Here is an 18,252-nt window from a genome sequence, read left to right as displayed (position 1 = left end):
GTGTGAGCGGGGTCGAGCTGCAGACCGCCGGCCGGAAGCGCAGGCGTGGAGGGTTCCGCGGAGAGGCTGGTCCGGGCGGACGTCATGGTCGGACGCCTGTGGGGATCGCTCCGGGAGGGCGGCTGAAGCCCTCCGGATAATAAGTGACCAGTCGCCTGTTCATGAAGGCGGGAGCGCATACCCGGCCCCGGAGTGTCGGACGGGCGCGGGCCGCGGCGGAGCATTGATCGCTCACTCAGTGAGGGAGCACCGGCCACCGCGGAGCGTGTTCCGTCCTCCCCGGATTCTCCCCAGCGGCCCGCGGGCGCCCGTAGAGCCGTTGAGTGTCACCCCGAGCCCGGTGGGGTACGCGCTCGTGCGGACGATTGCTCAGAGCCAGTCGCGCCGCTTGAAGATGACGTACAGGCTGGTACACACCGCGGCCATCAGCCCGATCGCGAACGGGTATCCGAACACCCAGTGCAACTCCGGCATGTGGTCGAAGTTCATGCCGTAGATCGTGCCGACGAGCGTCGGCGCGAACAGGATCGCCGCCCACGACGAGATCCGTTTGATCTCCTCGTTCTGCTCGAACCCCGCTTCCGCGAGGGCCCGCATCTCCGCGTTCTGCTGCTGCGTGACCAGGGTCGCGTTGACCGTGAGGATCTCGGTGAGGGCCTGGCGGAAGCCGTCGACGCGTTCGCTGGTGTGGGTGACGTGGTCGGCCACGTCGCGCAGATAGCGCTGGAGTTCCTCGTCCGTGCCGTACTTGGAGAAGCCCGCCATCAGGCCGTGCAGCATGCCGACCAGCGGGCGGGTGGCGCGCTGGAACTCGACCATTTCGCGGGAGAGTTCGTAGATACGGCGAGAGACCTCGGGGTCACCGCGGAAAACCTCGGTCTCGATCTCGTCGATGTCGATCTGGACGCCCGCCACGACCGGCTCGTAGCCGTCGACCACCGCGTCCAGTATCGCGTAGAGCACCGCCTCCGGGCCGAGTTTGAGCAACTCGGGCGTCTCCTCCATGCGTCGGCGCACCGCCGACAGATCGGGGGCCGCGCCATGGCGGACGGTGATCACGAAGTCGGGGCCGACGAAGACGTGGAGCTCGCCGAAGTCGACCTCCTCGGGCGCGTCGAGATAGCGGGCCGCGCGCAGGACCACGAAGAGCGTGTCGCCGTAGCGCTCCAGTTTGGGCCGCTGGTGCGCCTCCATCGCGTCCTCGACCGAGAGGGGGTGCAGGTCGAACTCCGCGGCCAGGGAGAGGAGCTCGGCCTCCGTGGGCCGGGCCAGGCCGATCCACGCCATGCCGGACGGCTGGTCGCGCAGCTCGCGGTAGGTCTCGGCGAGCGTGGCGGGGGAGGACACCCGCACGCCGTCCCGGTACAGCGCCGCCTGCACGACGCTGACCACCTCCGGCTGCTCCGGTGCTCCGGCGGGCGGCCCGGGCACCGGCGCCGGCGGCTCCGCGGGCGGCGGGGTGAAGCCGCGGCGCCACACGGACTTCATCGGGTTCTTCGAGGCGGGGCGGGGGCGTCGCTCGGACATTGCGGCTCCCTCCCGATCAGGGCGACGAGTGCACATGCGTGATCACCGAGCAGGATATACGGGGCGAATGACATGAGCGGGGTGAGCCGATCCAGCACCGCGGGAAGTTGCGGACAGAAGGTGTCCGCAAGCCTCGCTAGCGTGACCTGTATGACGAAGCGGACCACGGCAGAGCCCGTTCTCAGCACCCGCGCCCTCAGCCGCGCCACCCTCGACCGCCAGCTCCTGCTGCGCCGGTCGCCGATGTCCGCCCTGGCGGCCGTGGAGCATCTGGTCGGCCTCCAGGCGCAGGAGGTCAAACCGCCCTACTACGCGCTCGCCGCCCGCCTCGACGGCTTCACGCCCGAGGAACTGTCGGGGCAGCTCGCCGACCGCTCGGCCGTACGGATCGTCACCATGCGCTCGACGATCCACCTGCACAGCGCCGAGGACAGCCTCACCCTGCGCCCGCTCGTGCAGCCCGCGCGGGACCGCGAGATCAACTACTTCCGCAAGGGCCTCGTCGGCGTCGACCTGGACCGGCTCGCCGTGATCTCCCGCGAGCTCGTCGAGGAGGAGCCGCGCACCATGAAACAGTTGCGCGAGTTCCTCGGCGCCCAGTGGCCGGACGCCGACCCGCAATCCCTCGCCGTCGCCGCCCGCTGCAAGCTGCCCCTCGTCCAGGTCACTCCGCGCGGACTGTGGGGGCGTGGCGCGCAGGTCTCCCTCACCACCGTGGAGCACTGGCTGGGGCGCCCCGCCGAGCCGGCCGCCTCGCCCGACGCCACGGTACTGCGCTATCTGGCCGCCTTCGGGCCGGCCTCCGTGAAGGACTTCCAGACCTGGGCGGGACTGACCCGGACGCGTCCCGTCTTCGAGCGACTGCGCCCCGAACTGCTCACCTTCCGCGACGAGAACGGCGTCGAACTCTTCGACCTGCCCGACGCCCCGCGCCCCGACGCGGACACCCCGGCCCCGCCCCGCTTCCTGCCGGAGTTCGACAACCTGCTGCTCTCCCACGCCGACCGCACCCGGGTCGTCCCGCCCGCGAACCGCGGCCGCACCTGGCAGGTCAACACCGTCTACTGCCCGTTCCTGGTCGACGGCTTCCTCGCCGGCGTGTGGCGCATCCTCGACGACGCCCTCGTCATCGAGCCGTTCGGCGACCTCACCGAGGCGCAGCGCGGGGAGGTGACCGAGGAGGCGGCGCGCATGCTTGAGGTCATGCACCCGCAGGAGTCGTACGACGTCCGGTTCGGGACCGTCATCCCGTAGCCGGGAAGCGGACCTCGCAGCGCCGGCCGGGCAGCGGACCTCAGTCCGCCCGGCCCGTCACCGCCACCGTCACGCCGAGCCCGATCATGGTGAAGCCGCCCGCGCCGCCGATCAGCGACAGCCGCCGGTCCGAGCGGGCGAACCAGGTGCGGGTGGCGGACGCGGTCAGACCCCACAGCGTGTCCGTGACCAGGCCGATCATGATCGGGATCAGGCCCAGCACCAGCATCTGCAAGGGCACCCGGCCCGCCGACTGGTCCACGAACTGGGGGAGTACGGCGGCGAAGAACACGACGCCCTTGGGATTGGTGACACCGACCAGGGCGCCGTCGAGGACCGTGCGCAGATCGCCGCGGGCCGGCCGCGCCGGGGCGGGTTCGGCCGCCGACACCCGCAGTTCCCCACGGTGCCGGAACGCCTGGACGCCCAGGAACACCAGGTAGGCGGCGCCCGCCAGCTTGACCGCGAGATAGATCGCCGCGGACCGCTCCACCAGGGAGCCGATGCCCACCGCGACCGCGATCACCAGCGCGTACGAGCCGAAGACATTGCCGAGGGCCGTCGCCACGGCGGTGCGGCGGCCGTGCGCCAGTGCCCGCCCGATCACGAACAGCACGCTGGGTCCCGGGATCAGGACCACCAGCAGCGACATCGCCGCGAAGGCCAGCAGCCGGTCGGCAGACACCATGTCGATCACCTCCGTACTCCCGGCCATTCAACCCCGGGGCGGGCGGACATGGATAGGGGGCGTTGCGGGCCGCTCGTGGAGGCCCGCAACGCCCCCCGGTCTCTCACCCGAGGTGTGCTCGGGAGACCTTCGGACGACGCTCCCGGTCAGGACTCGACCTGGTCGGTCACGTCGTCCGAGAACGTGGTCAGCCGGGTGTAGACACCCGGGTAACCGGCCTGGGCGCAGCCCTCGCCCCAGGAAGTGATCCCTGCCAGGACGCCCCCGATGAGCAGGGGACCGCCGCTGTCGCCCTGGCAGGTGTCGACGCCGCCGGAGGTGTATCCGGCGCAGACCATGTCGGACGCGATGAAGTCCGAACCGTAGGAGCCCGCACAGCTGGAGTTGGACACGATCGGCACGGTCGCCGTGCGCAGCTGGTTGGAGGAGCTGCCGCCCGAGGAGGTGGTGCCCCAACCGAGGATGCGGGCGCTCGTGCCCGTGGAGTACACGCCCGTGTCGGAGGAGTCGACGTACGAGGCCGGGGTGTACGGCATCGAGGCGGACAGGGTCAGCACGGCCACGTCGTTGCCCTCGGTGACGTCCTGGTAGTCCGGGTGGATCCAGATGTCGCTGACCCGCCTGACCGTGCCGTTCGTGCCGTTGAGGTAGGTGCGCCCGCCGACCACCCGGACGCTGGAGTTGCTCTCGCCGACCATGCAGTGGGCCGCGGTGACGACCTTGGTGGCGGAGACCAGGGTGCCGCCGCAGAACTGGTCCTGCGAGGCGTCGGTGATCTGCATCATGAACGGGTACGCGCTCGTCGTGGTCGTCGAACCGCCGACGATGCGCGAGTCGGCGGCCTCAGCGGTGGGGGCACTGAGCAGGGCCGCCGCGGCGGCGGCGACGGTGGCCGCCACGGCGGCCGTCTTTCTGGCACGGGTGAGCCCGAACATGAGACTCCTCATTGGGATGGCCGGTGGGGGGTCGCGCGGGTGTGGGGGGTGAGCACGGGGGCCGCGGGACCGACCCCCGTGTGCCCGGGCGAGCGGCACATCCACAAGGTAGGTCCCGGACGTTCCCCTTCCCAATGAGGGAACCCCCTAAGGGAGTTGGGCAGGGAAAACCCTCGGTCGGGTACGGCCAAACCCGCGCGGACCGACAAGGACGGGTGAACTCACGTCCTGCGGCGCCCCGCCGCCAGTCTGACGATGTCGACCCGCGATCGGATCCCGAGCTTGCGGTAGACCCGGGTCAGGGTCGCCTCGACCGTCTTGACGCTGATGAACAGACGGGCGGCGATCTCCCGGTTCGTCGCGCCCTCCATGACCAGCGCGGCGACCTGACGCTCCATCGAGGCGAGCCCGTCAAGCCCGTCGAGGCCGTCCGGTGTGACGACAGGGGCGGGCGCCGGCTTCACGGCGCCCACCGCGGCCGCCGCCTCGACCCGCCGCAGCCACGGCAGCGCCCGGCAGCGGCGGAACAGCCGGGCCGGCTCGTCGTAGGACGTCGGACCCGAGGCACCGGAGCGCAGTTGGGCCAGCGCGAAGGCGGCCCGCGCCTCCTCCAGGCCGTACCCCAGTTTGCCGAGCCGGTCCTGAGCCGACGTCAACTGGGCCACGGCGGCGTCCTGGTCGCCGCGTGCCGCGCGCACCAGCGCCTGGGCCCGGTCCAGGACGGCCAGCACGCTCTCACGGTCCAGCCGCAGCGCCTGCTCCCGGGTGACGTCGATGACGTCCTGCGCCTCCGCGATCTCGCCGCCGCGCACCAGCGCCTCGGCGAGGTCGCCGTGCCAGCGGCCGCGCGCCGGGTCGGTGATGCCCAGGCCCTGCTCCACCTCGCGCACCCGGCGCAGCGAACGCACCGCCGCCTCGGTGTCCCCGGCCACCAGCTGGGCGTGTCCGAGGGCGGCCAGCGCACGGGAGACGTACATCTGGTCGCCGTCCTCCTCGGCGTGCTCCATCGCCTCCCGCGCCAGCGTCAGCGCCCGCTCCACGTCACCGCCCGCCGCCTCCGCGAGCGAGGTCAGCACGGCCGAGGCGACCTCGCCGATCCCGGTGTCGCGGGCGAGGCGCAGGCTCTCGCGGGCCAGGTCCAGGGCGCGTCCGCAGTGACCGGAGTGCAGTTCGGTCTCGGCGACCCCGCGCAGGAAGTGCACCTCGCTCTCGACCCAGCCGTGCCGGCGCACCTCGCGCAGCAGCGCGGTCACCGCCGCGCGGGCCTCGGGGAGCTGGTCGCTCATGATCAGCCAGCGGAAGCGGGAGTAGCCGGCCCCGTTGTGATGGCAGGCCACCCTCGGGTCCTGGGGCTCCTCCAGGGCGCGCCGGATGGTCATGGGGGCGTCCGGGTGCCCCATCAGGGTCTCGATCTGCGCCTTGAGGGCGAGCGCCAGGAGCTCGGTGTAGCGGTCGCCGGCCCGCGCGGCCAGCTCCGCCGCGTATCCGGCCTCCCTGCGGGCCTCGTCGAAGTCGCCCTCCACGAGCAGGGCCCGCCAGGTGAGCTGGTAGTGGACGAGGGCGAGCAGCTCGGGGTCGTCGCCCGCGTCGGCCAGCGCCTGCGGGAAGATCGAGTCGACCTCGGACATGGCGTGCCCCGCCGTCTCGATCACCGCGATCCAGGCCCGCACCCGCTCCGCCGGCACGGCCGTGCGGGCGAGCACCTCACGCGCGATGTCCCGGGCCAGGTCCAGCTCGCCGGCGGTGATCGCGTCATCGGCGGCCTGCAACCGCAGGACCTCGGGACCGGCGCCGGTCCCTCGCGACGGGCCGGCGCCGTGAGCCTCGGCGGAGGTTCCCCCGGCGGCGTCGTCGTCGGGCGCGGAACTCGTCGAACCTGCGGCCGCGTCCGAGGACGTGCCGTCCGCCGGGGTGTGCCGGGCGGCGAGCAGGGAGAGCTGCGCGGCCACCGACGGCGCGCCCCGGTCCCGGGCCAGCGCGGCGGCCTCGGCCAGGCGCGCGGCCACCTCCGGGTCGGTGCCGGTGGTCGCGAGGGCCAGGTGCCGGGCGCGTTCGATCGGATCGGAGGCGGCCGTGGACAGCGCCGCGTGCGCGGCCCGGCGTTCCTGCGCGGGCGCCTCCGCGTACAGCGCGGCGGAGATCATCGGGTGCGCGAACCGGACGGCGGGGCCCTCGGGTTCGGTGGCCAGCAGCCCGAGTTCGGCGGCCTGGGCGGTCTCGGCCTCGGCGTTGTCCCGGCCGGCCGCGTGCAGCAGGGCAAGGGTCGGCCGGGCGCCCGCGCTCGCGACGAGGAGCGTGCGGCGGGCCTGGTCGGAGAGCATCTCCAGCCGGTTCAGCACCAGGGCGCGCAGCGAGGTGGGCACCGGCAGCGGCTCGCCGGGGCGGGGCGGGGTGGCGTTCTCGGCGAGGGCGCGGCCCAGTTCGAGGGCGAACAGGGCGTTGCCGCCGCTGGTGCGGTGGATGTCCCGGACGGTGGAGCGGGGCAGGCCGGTGTAGCCGCGATGGTCGAGCAGGGTGGACATCTGGGCGCGGGACAGCGGGCCGAGGCGTACGGCGAGGGTGTCCGGCGGAGACGCCCGTAGATGGCGGTCGTACTCCTCGCCCTCGGTCCGCACCGCGAAGAGCATCCGCACCGGGGTGTCGCCGAGGCGGCGGGCGGCGAAGCCGAGGAGTTCGGCGCTGGCCGGATCCAGCCACTGGAGGTCGTCGGCGACGACGAGGACGGGGCCGGAGTCGGCGAGGGCGCGCAGCGCGGACAGCACGGCCAGCCGCAGGGCGAGTCCGTCGCGCTGGAGGGTGGACTCGCCGCGGCCGGTGAGCGCCGCCTCCAGGGCGGTGAGCTGGGCGGCGGGGAGCCGGTCGGAGACCTCGTCCAGGACCAGGCCGAGCAGGTCGGCCAGGGCCAGGAACGGAAGGTGGGATTCGGACTCCGTGGGCGAGCAGCGCAACACGGTGCGCGCCGTCCCGCCGTATTCGCCGGCCAATGCCCGCAGGACCGTCGACTTCCCAATTCCGGCAGGGCCGTGAAGCAGCACGCTGCCGCCCCGCGCGAGCTGCTCACGTGCCGCCGTGAACAGCTCCTCCCTGCCGATGACCTGGTCGGGGCGGCATCTGGCAGGCTCCTTGAAGTCCCGTCGCACGGTCACCGCTCCCCTCCGTGTGTCGTGTCCGGGCCAATATTAGGCAATAGGTCTTTGAAATTCGGACCGCCGGCGAGGTGAGGCAAATAACAGCCGTGGCGCATGGGGCAATTCAAAGCGCGGATGAATGAATGAGGGGTTGTCGCGGTGGTCCGGACCACCGCCGCGCCCGCGCCGCTACGGCAGCAGCCCCGCCCTGCGAGCCGCCGCCACCGCCTCCCCCCGCGTGTGGGTACCCAGCTTCCGCATGGCCGACCGCAAATAGCTCTTGACGGTCTCCGCGCGCAGCCCCAGCCGTTCGGCGGTGGCCGCGTTCGTGGCACCGGCGGCCACACACGCCAGTACGTCCAGCTCGCGCGGGGCCAGCTGCACGCCGTGCGGCGCGGGCCCCTCCGTCAGCAGACCGCAGGCGTCCAGCAGTTCCGCGCGCAGGGCCGGGTCGCCGATGCGCGGGGCGAGCGCGCGCAGGGCCGCGTGCGCCTCGCGGACCTGCTCCCACACCGCACCGCGGTCGGGCGGTGCCGGCCGCGGCCGGGCCGCCTCCAGCAGCCCGCTCGCCTCCTCGCGCACCACCAGCGCCTGCTCGACGTCCCGTGCCGCCTCCACGGCCGCCGTCAGTGTGCGGTCGCCCAGCGGCTGGGGTGTGCGCAGGGCGCCGTACAGGACACCGCGCACCCGGCGCCGTACGACGACCGGGACCGCCACCACCGAGCACAGCCCCTCCATGGCGACCGCGGCGTCGTACTCGTGGGTGATCTGCCGTGAGGAGGAGTAGTCCGTGACGGCGCACGGGCGGGCCAGCGCCACGGCCTTGCCGCCCAGGCCGTTGCCGGAGGTCACCGCGAGTCTGCGCAGCGACTCGGTGGCCGTGCCGTTCAGTTCGCTGATGCGCACCCGCGGGTGCCCGGGTTCCACCAGTCCGCCGAAGGCGACCGGCAGCCCGGTCGAGCGGCGCAGGCGCGCCAGCGCACGCCCTATCTCCACCGTTGCCGCCGCGTTCACTGCCACGTGCTCGCCCTTTCACCGCTGCTTTCCGAGCGCACACCCCCGTTCGGGGGTAGTGAGACCCACGTCACGGATTACACGATGGCAGAGAGCCGCCCGGCAAGGTCCGGTAACTAGGAGGACAGATGACGACGGGGACGGAGCAGTTCCGCAGGGCGCGGGACTTCCTGCTGGCACACCGCGAGGACTACGCCACCGCGTACGAGGGCTTCTCCTGGCCCCGGCCCGAGCGATTCAACTGGGCCCTTGACTGGTTCGACGTGATCGCGGACGGGAACGACCGCACCGCCCTGCACATCGTCGAGGAGGACGGCACCGAGGTCCGGCTGTCCTTCGCCGAGATGGCCGAGCGCTCGGCCCGCGTGGCCAACTGGCTGCGGGCCGGCGGCGTCCGGCCCGAGGAGCGCGTCCTCGTCATGCTCGGCAACCAGGCCGAGCTGTGGGAGACCGCCCTCGCCGCGATGAAGCTGGGTGCCGTCGTCATCCCGGCCACCCCACTGCTCGGACCGGCCGACCTGCGCGACCGGGTGGAGCGCGGACGCGTCCGGCATGTCCTGGTGCGGTCCGAGGACACCGGCAAGTTCGACGAGGTCCCCGGCCGCTACACCCGGATCGCCGTCGGCGGGGCGCCCGAGGGCTGGCAGTCGTACGAGGACGCCTACACCGCCTCCGCCGAGTTCACGCCCGACGGGCCCACCGGCGCCGACGACCCGCTGATGCTCTACTTCACCTCCGGCACCACCGCCCGCCCCAAGCTGGTCGAGCACACCCACACCTCGTACCCCATCGGGCACCTGGCCACCATGTACTGGATCGGGCTCAAGCCCGGGGACGTGCACCTGAACATCTCCTCGCCCGGCTGGGCCAAGCACGCCTGGTCCAACCTGTTCGCGCCGTGGAACGCCGAGGCGACCGTCTTCATCCACAACTACACGCGCTTCGACGCGGTCCGGCTGATGACCGAGATGGACCGGGCCGGAGTCACCACCTTCTGCGCCCCGCCGACCGTCTGGCGCATGCTCATCCAGGCCGATCTGAGCGCGCTGCGCACCCCGCCCCGCGAGGTCGTGGCCGCGGGCGAGCCCCTGAACCCCGAGGTCATCGAGCAGATCCGGCGCGCCTGGGGAGTGACCATCCGGGACGGCTTCGGGCAGACGGAGACCGCGGTCCAGGTCTCCAACAGCCCCGGCCAGCCCCTGAAGACCGGCTCCATGGGCCGCCCCAGCCCCGGCTTCCGCGTCGAACTCCTCGACCCGGTCTCCGGCGCACCCGGCGCCGACGAGGGCGAGATCGCCCTCGACCTGTCCGAGCGTCCCGTCGGCGTGATGACCGGCTACCACGGCGATCCCGACCGTACGGCGGAGGCGATGGCCGGCGGCTACTACCGCACCGGCGACATCGGCTCCCGCGACCCCGACGGCTACATCACCTACGTCGGCCGCTCCGACGACGTCTTCAAGGCGTCCGACTACAAGATCTCCCCGTTCGAGCTGGAGAGCGCCCTGCTGGAGCACGAGGCGGTGGCCGAGGCGGCCGTGGTGCCCGCACCGGACGAGGTGCGGCTCGCGGTGCCCAAGGCGTACGTGGTCCTCGCGGAGGGCTGGGAGCCGGGGCCCGACACGGCCAAGGTGCTCTTCGAGCACTCCCGGGAGGTCCTCGCGCCGTACAAGCGGGTGCGCCGCCTGGAGTTCGCGCCGCTGCCCAAGACCGTCTCCGGCAAGATCCGCCGCATCGAGCTGCGCGAGGCCACGGCCGCCGGCTCGGACGCCGAGTACCGCGAGGAGGACTTCCGGTGAGTTCCTACGCCCACGGAATCGGTCAGACGCCGCTGCTCGGCGACACCATCGGGGCCAACCTTGACCGGGCGGTCGCGGCCTGGCCGGACCGGGAGGCGCTGGTCGACGTGGAGTCCGGGCGGCGCTGGACCTACGCCGAGTTCTCCGCCGACGTGGACGAGCTGGCGTACGCGCTGCTCGCGAGCGGGATCGCCAAGGGCGACCGGGTGGGCATCTGGGCGGTCAACTGCCCCGAGTGGGTCCTGGTCCAGTACGCCACCGCCCGCATCGGCGCGATCATGGTGAACATCAACCCGGCCTACCGCACCCACGAGGTCGAGTACGTCCTGAAGCAGGCCGGGATCTCGCTGCTGTTCGCCTCCCTGACCCACAAGACGAGCGACTACCGGGCGATGGTCGACGAGGTGCGCGGCAAGTGCCCGCAGCTGCGGGAGACCGTGTACATCGGGGACCCGAGCTGGCAGGAGCTGCTGGGGCGCGGGACGCCCGCCGCGTTCGAGGAGCTGTCCTGCGACGACCCCATCAACATCCAGTACACCTCGGGCACGACGGGTTTCCCCAAGGGGGCCACCCTCTCCCACCACAACATCCTCAACAACGGTTATTTCGTGGGGGAGTCGATCGCGTACGACGAGCAGGACCGGGTCTGCATCCCCGTCCCCTTCTACCACTGCTTCGGCATGGTGATGGGCAACCTGGCCGCCACTTCGCACGGCGCCTGCATGGTGATTCCGGCGCCGTCCTTCGACCCGAAGGCCACCCTGGAGGCGGTCCAGCAGGAGCGCTGCACCTCGCTCTACGGCGTCCCGACCATGTTCATCGCCGAGCTCAACCTCCCCGACTTCGCCTCCTACGACCTCTCCACGCTGCGCACCGGCATCATGGCGGGCTCGCCCTGCCCGGTGGAGGTGATGAAGCGGGTGGTCGCCGAGATGCACATGGCGGAGGTCTCCATCTGCTACGGCATGACCGAGACGTCCCCGGTCTCGCTGCAGACCCGCATGGACGACGACCTGGAGCACCGCACCGGCACCGTCGGCCGGGTCCTGCCGCACATCGAGGTGAAGGTCATCGACCCGGCGACCGGCGTGACCCAGCCGCGCGGCACCGCCGGTGAGCTGTGCACCCGCGGCTACAGCGTGATGCTCGGCTACTGGAACGAGCCCGAGAAGACCGCCGAGGCCGTCGACGCCGGGCGCTGGATGCACACCGGTGACCTCGCGATGATGCGGGAGGACGGCTACGTCGAGATCGTCGGCCGCATCAAGGACATGATCATTCGGGGTGGCGAGAACATCTACCCGCGCGAGATCGAGGAGTTCCTGTACACCCACCCCAAGATCGCGGACGTACAGGTGGTCGGAGTGCCGCACGAGCGGTACGGCGAGGAGGTCCTGGCGTGCGTCATCCCCCGTGACGCGGCCGACCCGCTGACACTGGAGGAACTGCGGACCTTCTGCGACGGCCGGCTCGCCCACTACAAGATCCCGAGCCGGCTGCGGATCCTCGACGCCTTCCCGATGACGGTGTCGGGGAAGGTGCGCAAGGTGGAGCTGAGGGAGAAGTACGCCGGGTAGGCGGACGGGGGCTCTCAGACACCCGGTTCGAGTACGACGCAGCAGCGTCCGTCCCGGGGGGCGAGACAGGCTTCGAAGCCCGTCTCGCCCAGCCCGTGCAGCACACCGCGCAGCAGATGCAGGTTCATCCCGCACACCGTCTCCGTGTGCTCCCGGGCCAGCGCGTGGAAGGGGCAGTTGGCCAGGACGATCGTGTCGTCCTCGCGCCGGGGTTCGAACCCGTGCCGCTCCAGCAGGTCGACGAGCACCGCGTCGCCCTGTCCTCCCAGGTGTGAGCCGAGTTCCTCCGCCTTGCGGTGCAGCACGTCCCGCACCGGCTCACCCGTGGCGCTCGACTCCTCGACCGCCTGGGCCAGGAGCCGTCCGGCCAGTTCGTAACGCCGGTCCGGCAGGCTGACGGCGACCTGTCGCGTGGAGCGGCGGTAGAGCTTGGCGGGCCTGCCCGCGCCCGGACCGGTCCGTCCGCTGCGCCGCTCGTAGACCACGTCCAGCAGGGACTCCTCGGCGAGCCGGTCCAGATGGAAGGCGGCGGTCTGCCGCGCGAGCCCGAGCGCCTCGGCCGCCTCGTCCCGGCTGACCGGGCCCGGCCGGCGCACCACATGGTCGTACAGCCTTCTGCGCGTCGGCTCGTCGAGCGCGGCGACGGCCGAGACGTCGGCGGCGTTCGCGTCGGGTACTTCGTTCGAGGCATCCACGAACACCAGTGTAAAACCCATGCCCATTGACTAAAGAGAACGACCGCGCTTCTATAGTCAATGAGAGTCATCTATAGAAGGAGTCGTCATGACTTCCGCAACCACAGGCGCCGCGCCCGCCGTGCCCCGTCGTGCCGCGCTCGCCGACCCCGGCTACCAGGCCTTCCTGATCCTGCGCATCGGTTTCACGGTGGCGCCGATCCTGTTCGGACTGGACAAGTTCGCCAACCTGCTCGTGGACTGGCCCGGCTATCTGGCGCCCTGGATCGACGACATCGTTCCGGGCAGCGCCCAGGCGGCCATGTATGCGGTGGGAGTGGTCGAGATCCTGGCCGGTGTCGTCGTGGCCCTGGCCCCGCGCTTCGGGGGGTGGCTGGTGGCCGGCTGGCTGGCGGCCATCATCGTCGACCTGCTCACCATCCCCGACTACTACGACATCGCGCTGCGGGACTTCGGCCTGCTCCTCGGTGCGGTGGCGCTCGCGCGGCTCGCGGTGCGGTACCACGGCGCGCGGGAGCAGTGACCTCGTAGCCGCACGAACGCTGTTCGAGCGGGGGTGCCTCACGGCGCCCCCGCTTCTTCTGTGCGGGAGCCGGCTACCGCGCGCCCGTCGAGTCCAGCTCGTCGGCGAGGGTGTTGACCGGCTGGGGCGTGCCGGTGAGGTCCAGGACGAAGAGGGGGACGCCCAGGCTGTCGGCGCGGGCGCGCGCGTCCGGGGCGTAGCCCGCGAGGGAGAAGTAGACGCAGGCCGACGACTCCGTCATGGCGGTCAGCCACAGGCACTCCACGTCCCGCAGCGAGGCCGGCTGTACGGTCGGGTCGACCTGGGCGAGCAGGCCGTGCGCGGCGATGCCGATGCCGGACGTGGGGCGCTGGTCGGCGCGGCGGATGTCCCGGTAGCCGAGCCAGCGCAGATACACGGCGGCCGCCGTGACCGCGTCACGGGCGGTACGGATCGTGATGGGCTGGAAGGCGCGGCGCGCGGTGGCCGGTTCCTTCGGCGGCTCCGCCTCTTCCTCTTCCGCGCTCGCCCGCGCGACCGGCACCCGCAGCAGCGCGCCGCAGGAGCATCCGAGCTCCGGACGGGGCCACTCGCCCTCGCGGCCGCACGCGGTGCAGCGGACGCTGATCCATTCGTCGTCCCAGGCGCGATGCGTGACGGCGGTCGCGGTGCCGGCCGGGTCGAGCGGCGGCACGACGGGGGCCCCGCACGCGCAGGGATAGGCGGGTGCCGCGTACAGATGCTCGCGCCGGCAGGCCGGGCAGCGCACCGACACGCTCTCGGACATGGCCCACTCCAGGACGACCTCGCATCGGGACAGCGCACCCATCGTCCTCCAGGTGGCGCCCGGTTGTCCCCCTCTTGACGGTCTTCACCCGCACGCCTACATTGCTTCCAGATAGCAGAAAAGAGTTTCCGTAATGTGGAAATCGATGGAGTCGTCCATCGGAGTCCGCGAGCGGAGACCGACATCGACACGGAATTGCTCACCGCGGGGCGCGACGGGAGTGCGAATCCGACAGCCGAAGCAGGAGTACTCAATGGCACGTATGACCGCTGCCCGAGCGGCAGTCGAGATCCTCAAGCGCGAGGGCGTCAGCAACGCGTTCGGCGTGCCGGGCGCGGCGATCAACCCCTTCTACGCCGCGCTCAAGGCCTCCGGCGGCATCAACCACACCCTCGCCCGCCATGTGGAGGGTGCCTCGCACATGGCGGAGGGCTTCACCCGCACGCACCCGGGCAACATCGGCGTCTGCATCGGCACCTCGGGGCCGGCCGGCACCGACATGATCACCGGCCTGTACTCCGCGATCGGCGACTCCATCCCGATCCTGTGCATCACCGGCCAGGCTCCGACCGCGGTGATCCACAAAGAGGACTTCCAGGCCGTCGACATCGCCTCGATTGCGGGGCCGGTCACCAAGATGGCGGTGACCGTCCTGGAGGCCGCGCAGGTCCCCGGCGTCTTCCAGCAGGCGTTCCACCTGATGCGCTCGGGCCGCCCCGGCCCGGTCCTCATCGACCTGCCGATCGACGTCCAGCTCACCGAGATCGAGTTCGACCCGGAGACCTACGAGCCCCTGCCGGTCTACAAGCCGGCCGCGACCCGCGCCCAGATCGAGAAGGCGATCGGGATGCTGAACGCGTCCGAGCGCCCGCTGATCGTCGCGGGCGGCGGTGTCATCAACGCCGACGCCGCCGAACTGCTCGTCGAGTTCGCCGAGTTGACCGGTACGCCGGTCGTCCCGACCCTGATGGGCTGGGGTCTGCTCCCCGACGACCACGAGCTGAACGCCGGCATGGTCGGCCTGCAGACCTCGCACCGCTACGGCAACGCGACCTTCCTGGAGTCCGACTTCGTTCTGGGCATCGGCAACCGCTGGGCCAACCGCCACACCGGCAAGCTGGATGTCTACACGGCCGGACGGAAGTTCGTCCACGTCGACGTCGAGCCCACCCAGATCGGCAAGATCTTCGCCCCGGACTACGGCATCGCCTCCGACGCGAAGGCCGCCCTGGAGCTGTTCGTCGAGGTGGCACGGGAGTTGAAGGCGGCCGGCAAGCTGCCCGACCGCTCCGCGTGGGCCGCGTCCGCGCAGGAGAAGAAGGCGACCCTGCAGCGCCGTACGCACTTCGACAACATCCCGATCAAGCCGCAGCGCGTCTACGAGGAGATGAACAAGGCCTTCGGCCCGCAGACCCGGTACGTCTCCACCATCGGCCTCTCGCAGATCGCCGGCGCCCAGATGCTGCACGTCTTCAAGCCGCGGCACTGGATCAACTGCGGCCAGGCGGGTCCCCTCGGCTGGACCATCCCGGCCGCGCTGGGCGTCGCCAAGGCCGACCCGGAGGCCCAGGTCGTCGCCCTGTCCGGCGACTACGACTTCCAGTTCATGATCGAGGAGCTGGCGGTCGGCGCCCAGCACCGGATCCCGTACGTCCACGTCCTGGTGAACAACTCCTACCTGGGCCTGATCCGGCAGGCGCAGCGGGCGTTCGAGATCGACTTCCAGGTCAACCTGGAGTTCGAGAACATCAACTCGCCCGAGCTGGGCGTCTACGGCGTCGACCACGTCAAGGTCGCCGAGGGCCTCGGCTGCAAGGCGATCCGGGTGACCGACCCGGCCGAGCTGGGGGCCGCCTTCGAGCAGGCCAAGAAGCTCGCGCAGGAATACCAGGTCCCGGTGGTCGTCGAGGCGATCCTGGAGCGGGTCACCAACATCTCCATGTCCACGACCAACGACATCAGCAACGTCGTCGAGTTCGAGGAGATCGCGACGGAGCCGGGTCACGCCCCGACGTCGATCAGGACGCTGAAGGTCTGACCCTTCCGCTCACAGAAGGGGCGGTCCAGCCGAAAGGCCGGACCGCCCCTTTTCCGTGCTCCCCCGTGTTCCCCCGTGCTCCCCCGTTGAGGCCCGCCGCCCCCGTGTCGGCGGGCCCCTGTTGAGGAGAATGTGCCCGCGGACGACGGTGGTTGAAGCCCCTTGAACAAGATTCAGAGCTTGATTTGAGGTTTGCGCGGATCCGCTACGCCTCCTCGTGGTGCTCGGACAGCCCCGGCCAGTCGTCGGGGCCACCGCCCTGCCATTCGATGAAGCCGCTCTCCGAGATGTCCGTGACATACAGGTCGGCGAGCCGCAGGATCTCGCTCACGTCGTCCACGTGCGTGGCGATGCCCAGCGTCTCGTCGCCCTCGGTGACCCGCCGGGAACCGTCCAGCGCCGGCGCATGCACCACGACATGCGGATGCTCCGTTGGATGTGCCATGCCTCCAGCCTCCTGCGGAAGCCGCCCCCGTGCACGCCGAAGAGCGCCGGGTACGGGACCGTCCGTACCCGGCGCTCTTCGGCCGGTGAGGTCTTCGGTTGTGGCCGTCCGACGGCGCGAGGCTGGGCGCGACAGGACATTCGCGCCGCCGGACGGGGCCTTGGGGGTGCCAGGGACCGCGGCGGCGGCGACGGAACCGGTCTCCTTCCCTCTGGTCGAAGAAGGAGACCGGACCTTCACCACCGCACTGGCTCGCACGCCGCCGCGGTCCTAGCGTTGCCCGCGCCCGTCGCCGGCGACCACCCCTCATCCGGGTCGCCGGGCGTTGTGCGCGGGCGGTGCGTCCGGCTCATGACCTCCCGTCAGGAGACGGACGCAGCCTGGGGGTTCAGTCCTCGCGCAGGGCGCGGACCGCCTCCTCCACGCGCTTGCCGTACTCGGGGTCGGCGGCGTGGAAGTGGGCCAGGTTCTTCTCGATCACGTCGTCGCGGGAGACCTGGGAGAGGCCACCGGCGATGTTCGCGACCAGACGGGACTTCTCCTCGGCGGACATCAGCCGGTACAGCTCGCCGGCCTGGAAGAAGGCGTCGTCCTTGGTGTGCAGAGGCGCCTCGTGGCTGCCCGTGTGGCCGGTGACCGCCAGCGGGGCCGACAGGGGGCGGCCGGTCTCCACCGGGCCGTCGTAGGAGTTCGGCTCGTAGTTCTTCGCGCCGCGGCCCTGGGAGTTGGTCGCCATGAGGCCGTCACGGCCGTAGTTCTGCGCCGTCGTCGCCTTCGGGGCGTTCACCGCGAGCTGGGTGTGGTTGACGCCCAGGCGGTAGCGGTGCGCGTCCGCGTAGGCGAACAGGCGGCCCTGGAGCATCTTGTCGGGGGAGGGGCCGATGCCCGGAACGAAGTTGTTCGGGGAGAACGCGGCCTGCTCGACCTCGGCGAAGACGTTGTCGGGGTTGCGGTCCAGGACCAGGCGGCCCACGCGCTGCAGCGGGTAGTCCTTGTGCGGCCACACCTTCGTCAGGTCGAAGGGGTTGAAGCGGTAGTCCGCCGCCTCGGCCGCCGGCATGAGCTGGACGTACAGGGTCCACGACGGGTGCACGCCCCGCTCGATGGCCTGGAGCAGGTCCGTCTGGTGCGAGTTGGGGTCCTTGCCCGCGAGCTCGGCGGCCTGCTCACTGCTCAGGCAGCGGATGCCCTGGTTGGTCTTGAAGTGGTACTTGACGAAGAACGCCTCGCCGTCGGCGTTCGTCCACTGGTAGGTGTGCGAGCCGTAGCCGTTCATGTGGCGGTAGGACGCCGGGATGCCGCGGTCGCCCATCAGCCAGGTCACCTGGTGCGTGGCCTCGGGGGCGTGCGCCCAGAAGTCCCAGACGTTGTCCGGCTCCTGCTTGCCGGTGAACGGGTCGCGCTTCTGCGAGTGGATGAAGTCGGGGAACTTGATCGGGTCCTTGATGAAGAACACCGGGGTGTTGTTGCCGACGAGGTCGTAATTGCCCTCGGCCGTATAGAACTTGAGGGCGAAGCCGCGCGGGTCGCGGACCGCGTCCGCGCCGCCGAGGCTGTCGGCGACCGTGGAGAAGCGCAGGAACACCTCGGTCCGCTTGCCCACCTCGCTCAGGAAGTCGGCGTGGGTGAAGCCGGTGACGTCGTCGGTCACCTCGAAGTGGCCGTACGCCCCGGAGCCCCGGGCGTGCACCACGCGCTCCGGGATGCGCTCGCGGTTGAAGCGCGCCAGCTTCTCCAGCAGGTGCTGGTCCTGGAGGAGGAGGGGACCGCCGACGCCGGCGGAGGCTGAGTTCTGGTTGTCGGCGACCGGGGCGCCGGCCTCGGTCGTGAGCACGCGCTGCGACATCGGGGACCTTCCGTGCG

Annotated in this window: 14 protein-coding genes; 5 read left to right on the top strand and 9 right to left on the bottom strand. The window is 71.3% G+C overall.

Features of this window, described 5'->3' with window-relative positions; translation table 11 throughout:
• Nucleotides 1-369: 369 nt before the first annotated feature.
• Complete coding sequence (locus tag ACFPQ9_RS05565; RefSeq protein ID WP_380847398.1) at nucleotides 370-1,527, bottom strand: magnesium and cobalt transport protein CorA; 1,158 nt, start codon at nucleotides 1,525-1,527, stop codon at nucleotides 370-372.
• A 150-nt stretch (nucleotides 1,528-1,677) separates the two neighbouring features.
• Between ACFPQ9_RS05565 and ACFPQ9_RS05560 the strand changes: the two genes are divergently transcribed.
• Nucleotides 1,678-2,781, top strand: a complete 1,104-nt coding sequence (locus ACFPQ9_RS05560) for a winged helix DNA-binding domain-containing protein (protein WP_380847395.1) — start codon at nucleotides 1,678-1,680, stop codon at nucleotides 2,779-2,781.
• 40 nt (nucleotides 2,782-2,821) lie between these two features.
• Here ACFPQ9_RS05560 and ACFPQ9_RS05555 read toward each other — a convergent pair whose 3' ends face one another.
• From ACFPQ9_RS05555 to ACFPQ9_RS05540, 4 genes are all read right to left on the bottom strand, one after another.
• Nucleotides 2,822-3,469: a LysE family translocator gene (locus ACFPQ9_RS05555; protein ID WP_380847392.1), complete on the bottom strand. Its 648-nt coding sequence runs from the start codon at nucleotides 3,467-3,469 to the stop codon at nucleotides 2,822-2,824.
• A gap of 146 nt (nucleotides 3,470-3,615) precedes the next feature.
• Nucleotides 3,616-4,404 carry a S1 family peptidase gene (locus ACFPQ9_RS05550; protein ID WP_380847389.1) on the bottom strand — a complete coding sequence of 263 codons (789 nt, stop codon included), beginning with the start codon at nucleotides 4,402-4,404 and terminating at the stop codon, nucleotides 3,616-3,618.
• Between the two features lie 221 nt (nucleotides 4,405-4,625).
• On the bottom strand, nucleotides 4,626-7,550 hold the full coding sequence (locus ACFPQ9_RS05545) for a helix-turn-helix transcriptional regulator (protein ID WP_380847386.1): 2,925 nt from the start codon (nucleotides 7,548-7,550) through the stop codon (nucleotides 4,626-4,628).
• Nucleotides 7,551-7,721: 171 nt separating this feature from the next.
• Complete coding sequence (locus ACFPQ9_RS05540) at nucleotides 7,722-8,546, bottom strand: helix-turn-helix transcriptional regulator (protein ID WP_380848437.1); 825 nt, start codon at nucleotides 8,544-8,546, stop codon at nucleotides 7,722-7,724.
• 128 nt (nucleotides 8,547-8,674) lie between these two features.
• Between ACFPQ9_RS05540 and ACFPQ9_RS05535 the strand changes: the two genes are divergently transcribed.
• Nucleotides 8,675-10,345 (top strand): AMP-binding protein, encoded by a 1,671-nt coding sequence (locus tag ACFPQ9_RS05535; RefSeq protein WP_380847383.1) that lies wholly within the window; start codon nucleotides 8,675-8,677, stop codon nucleotides 10,343-10,345.
• The gene (locus ACFPQ9_RS05530) at nucleotides 10,342-11,922 is read left to right on the top strand and encodes an AMP-binding protein (protein WP_380847380.1); all 1,581 of its coding nucleotides are present in this window, start codon (nucleotides 10,342-10,344) and stop codon (nucleotides 11,920-11,922) included. The genes ACFPQ9_RS05535 and ACFPQ9_RS05530 overlap by 4 nt, the downstream gene beginning before the upstream one ends.
• A gap of 14 nt (nucleotides 11,923-11,936) precedes the next feature.
• Here the strand turns inward: ACFPQ9_RS05530 and ACFPQ9_RS05525 are convergent, their stop codons facing one another.
• Nucleotides 11,937-12,623, bottom strand: coding sequence for a helix-turn-helix transcriptional regulator (locus ACFPQ9_RS05525; protein ID WP_380848434.1), 687 nt, complete (start codon nucleotides 12,621-12,623; stop codon nucleotides 11,937-11,939).
• 82 nt (nucleotides 12,624-12,705) lie between these two features.
• Here ACFPQ9_RS05525 and ACFPQ9_RS05520 point away from each other — a divergent pair, with 82 nt between their 5' ends.
• Nucleotides 12,706-13,140, top strand: coding sequence for a hypothetical protein (locus ACFPQ9_RS05520; RefSeq protein ID WP_380847377.1), 435 nt, complete (start codon nucleotides 12,706-12,708; stop codon nucleotides 13,138-13,140).
• 73 nt (nucleotides 13,141-13,213) lie between these two features.
• Here ACFPQ9_RS05520 and ACFPQ9_RS05515 read toward each other — a convergent pair whose 3' ends face one another.
• Complete coding sequence (locus tag ACFPQ9_RS05515) at nucleotides 13,214-13,906, bottom strand: hypothetical protein (RefSeq protein WP_380847374.1); 693 nt, start codon at nucleotides 13,904-13,906, stop codon at nucleotides 13,214-13,216.
• A gap of 253 nt (nucleotides 13,907-14,159) precedes the next feature.
• Here ACFPQ9_RS05515 and gcl point away from each other — a divergent pair, with 253 nt between their 5' ends.
• Nucleotides 14,160-15,944: a glyoxylate carboligase gene (gene gcl, locus ACFPQ9_RS05510; protein WP_380847372.1), complete on the top strand. Its 1,785-nt coding sequence runs from the start codon at nucleotides 14,160-14,162 to the stop codon at nucleotides 15,942-15,944.
• Between the two features lie 205 nt (nucleotides 15,945-16,149).
• Here gcl and ACFPQ9_RS05505 read toward each other — a convergent pair whose 3' ends face one another.
• Together ACFPQ9_RS05505 and ACFPQ9_RS05500 are read right to left on the bottom strand one after the other, a co-directional pair.
• Nucleotides 16,150-16,389: a hypothetical protein gene (locus ACFPQ9_RS05505; protein ID WP_380847370.1), complete on the bottom strand. Its 240-nt coding sequence runs from the start codon at nucleotides 16,387-16,389 to the stop codon at nucleotides 16,150-16,152.
• 388 nt (nucleotides 16,390-16,777) lie between these two features.
• Nucleotides 16,778-18,235, bottom strand: coding sequence for a catalase (locus tag ACFPQ9_RS05500; RefSeq protein WP_380847367.1), 1,458 nt, complete (start codon nucleotides 18,233-18,235; stop codon nucleotides 16,778-16,780).
• Between the last annotated feature and the right edge of the window lie 17 nt (nucleotides 18,236-18,252).

Source organism: Streptomyces coerulescens (assembly GCF_042657965.1).
In the GTDB taxonomy this organism is placed as follows: Bacteria; Actinomycetota; Actinomycetes; order Streptomycetales; family Streptomycetaceae; genus Streptomyces; species Streptomyces coerulescens.
Note: the sequence above shows the minus strand (reverse complement) of the source record. Positions and strands in the feature narration are given on the sequence as shown.

Bases quoted from the DNA above. Each gene is read 5' to 3' on its own strand.
- ACFPQ9_RS05505 (WP_380847370.1), bottom strand. From the start codon at position 16,389: ATGGCACATCCAACGGAGCATCCGCATGTCGTGGTGCATGCGCCGGCG.
- ACFPQ9_RS05550 (WP_380847389.1), bottom strand. From the start codon at position 4,404: ATGTTCGGGCTCACCCGTGCCAGAAAGACGGCCGCCGTGGCGGCCACC.
- ACFPQ9_RS05520 (WP_380847377.1), top strand. From the start codon at position 12,706: ATGACTTCCGCAACCACAGGCGCCGCGCCCGCCGTGCCCCGTCGTGCC.
- ACFPQ9_RS05560 (WP_380847395.1), top strand. From the start codon at position 1,678: ATGACGAAGCGGACCACGGCAGAGCCCGTTCTCAGCACCCGCGCCCTC.
- ACFPQ9_RS05535 (WP_380847383.1), top strand. From the start codon at position 8,675: ATGACGACGGGGACGGAGCAGTTCCGCAGGGCGCGGGACTTCCTGCTG.
- ACFPQ9_RS05515 (WP_380847374.1), bottom strand. From the start codon at position 13,906: ATGTCCGAGAGCGTGTCGGTGCGCTGCCCGGCCTGCCGGCGCGAGCAT.
- gcl (WP_380847372.1), top strand. From the start codon at position 14,160: ATGGCACGTATGACCGCTGCCCGAGCGGCAGTCGAGATCCTCAAGCGC.
- ACFPQ9_RS05565 (WP_380847398.1), bottom strand. From the start codon at position 1,527: ATGTCCGAGCGACGCCCCCGCCCCGCCTCGAAGAACCCGATGAAGTCC.
- ACFPQ9_RS05555 (WP_380847392.1), bottom strand. From the start codon at position 3,469: ATGGTGTCTGCCGACCGGCTGCTGGCCTTCGCGGCGATGTCGCTGCTG.
- ACFPQ9_RS05500 (WP_380847367.1), bottom strand. From the start codon at position 18,235: ATGTCGCAGCGCGTGCTCACGACCGAGGCCGGCGCCCCGGTCGCCGAC.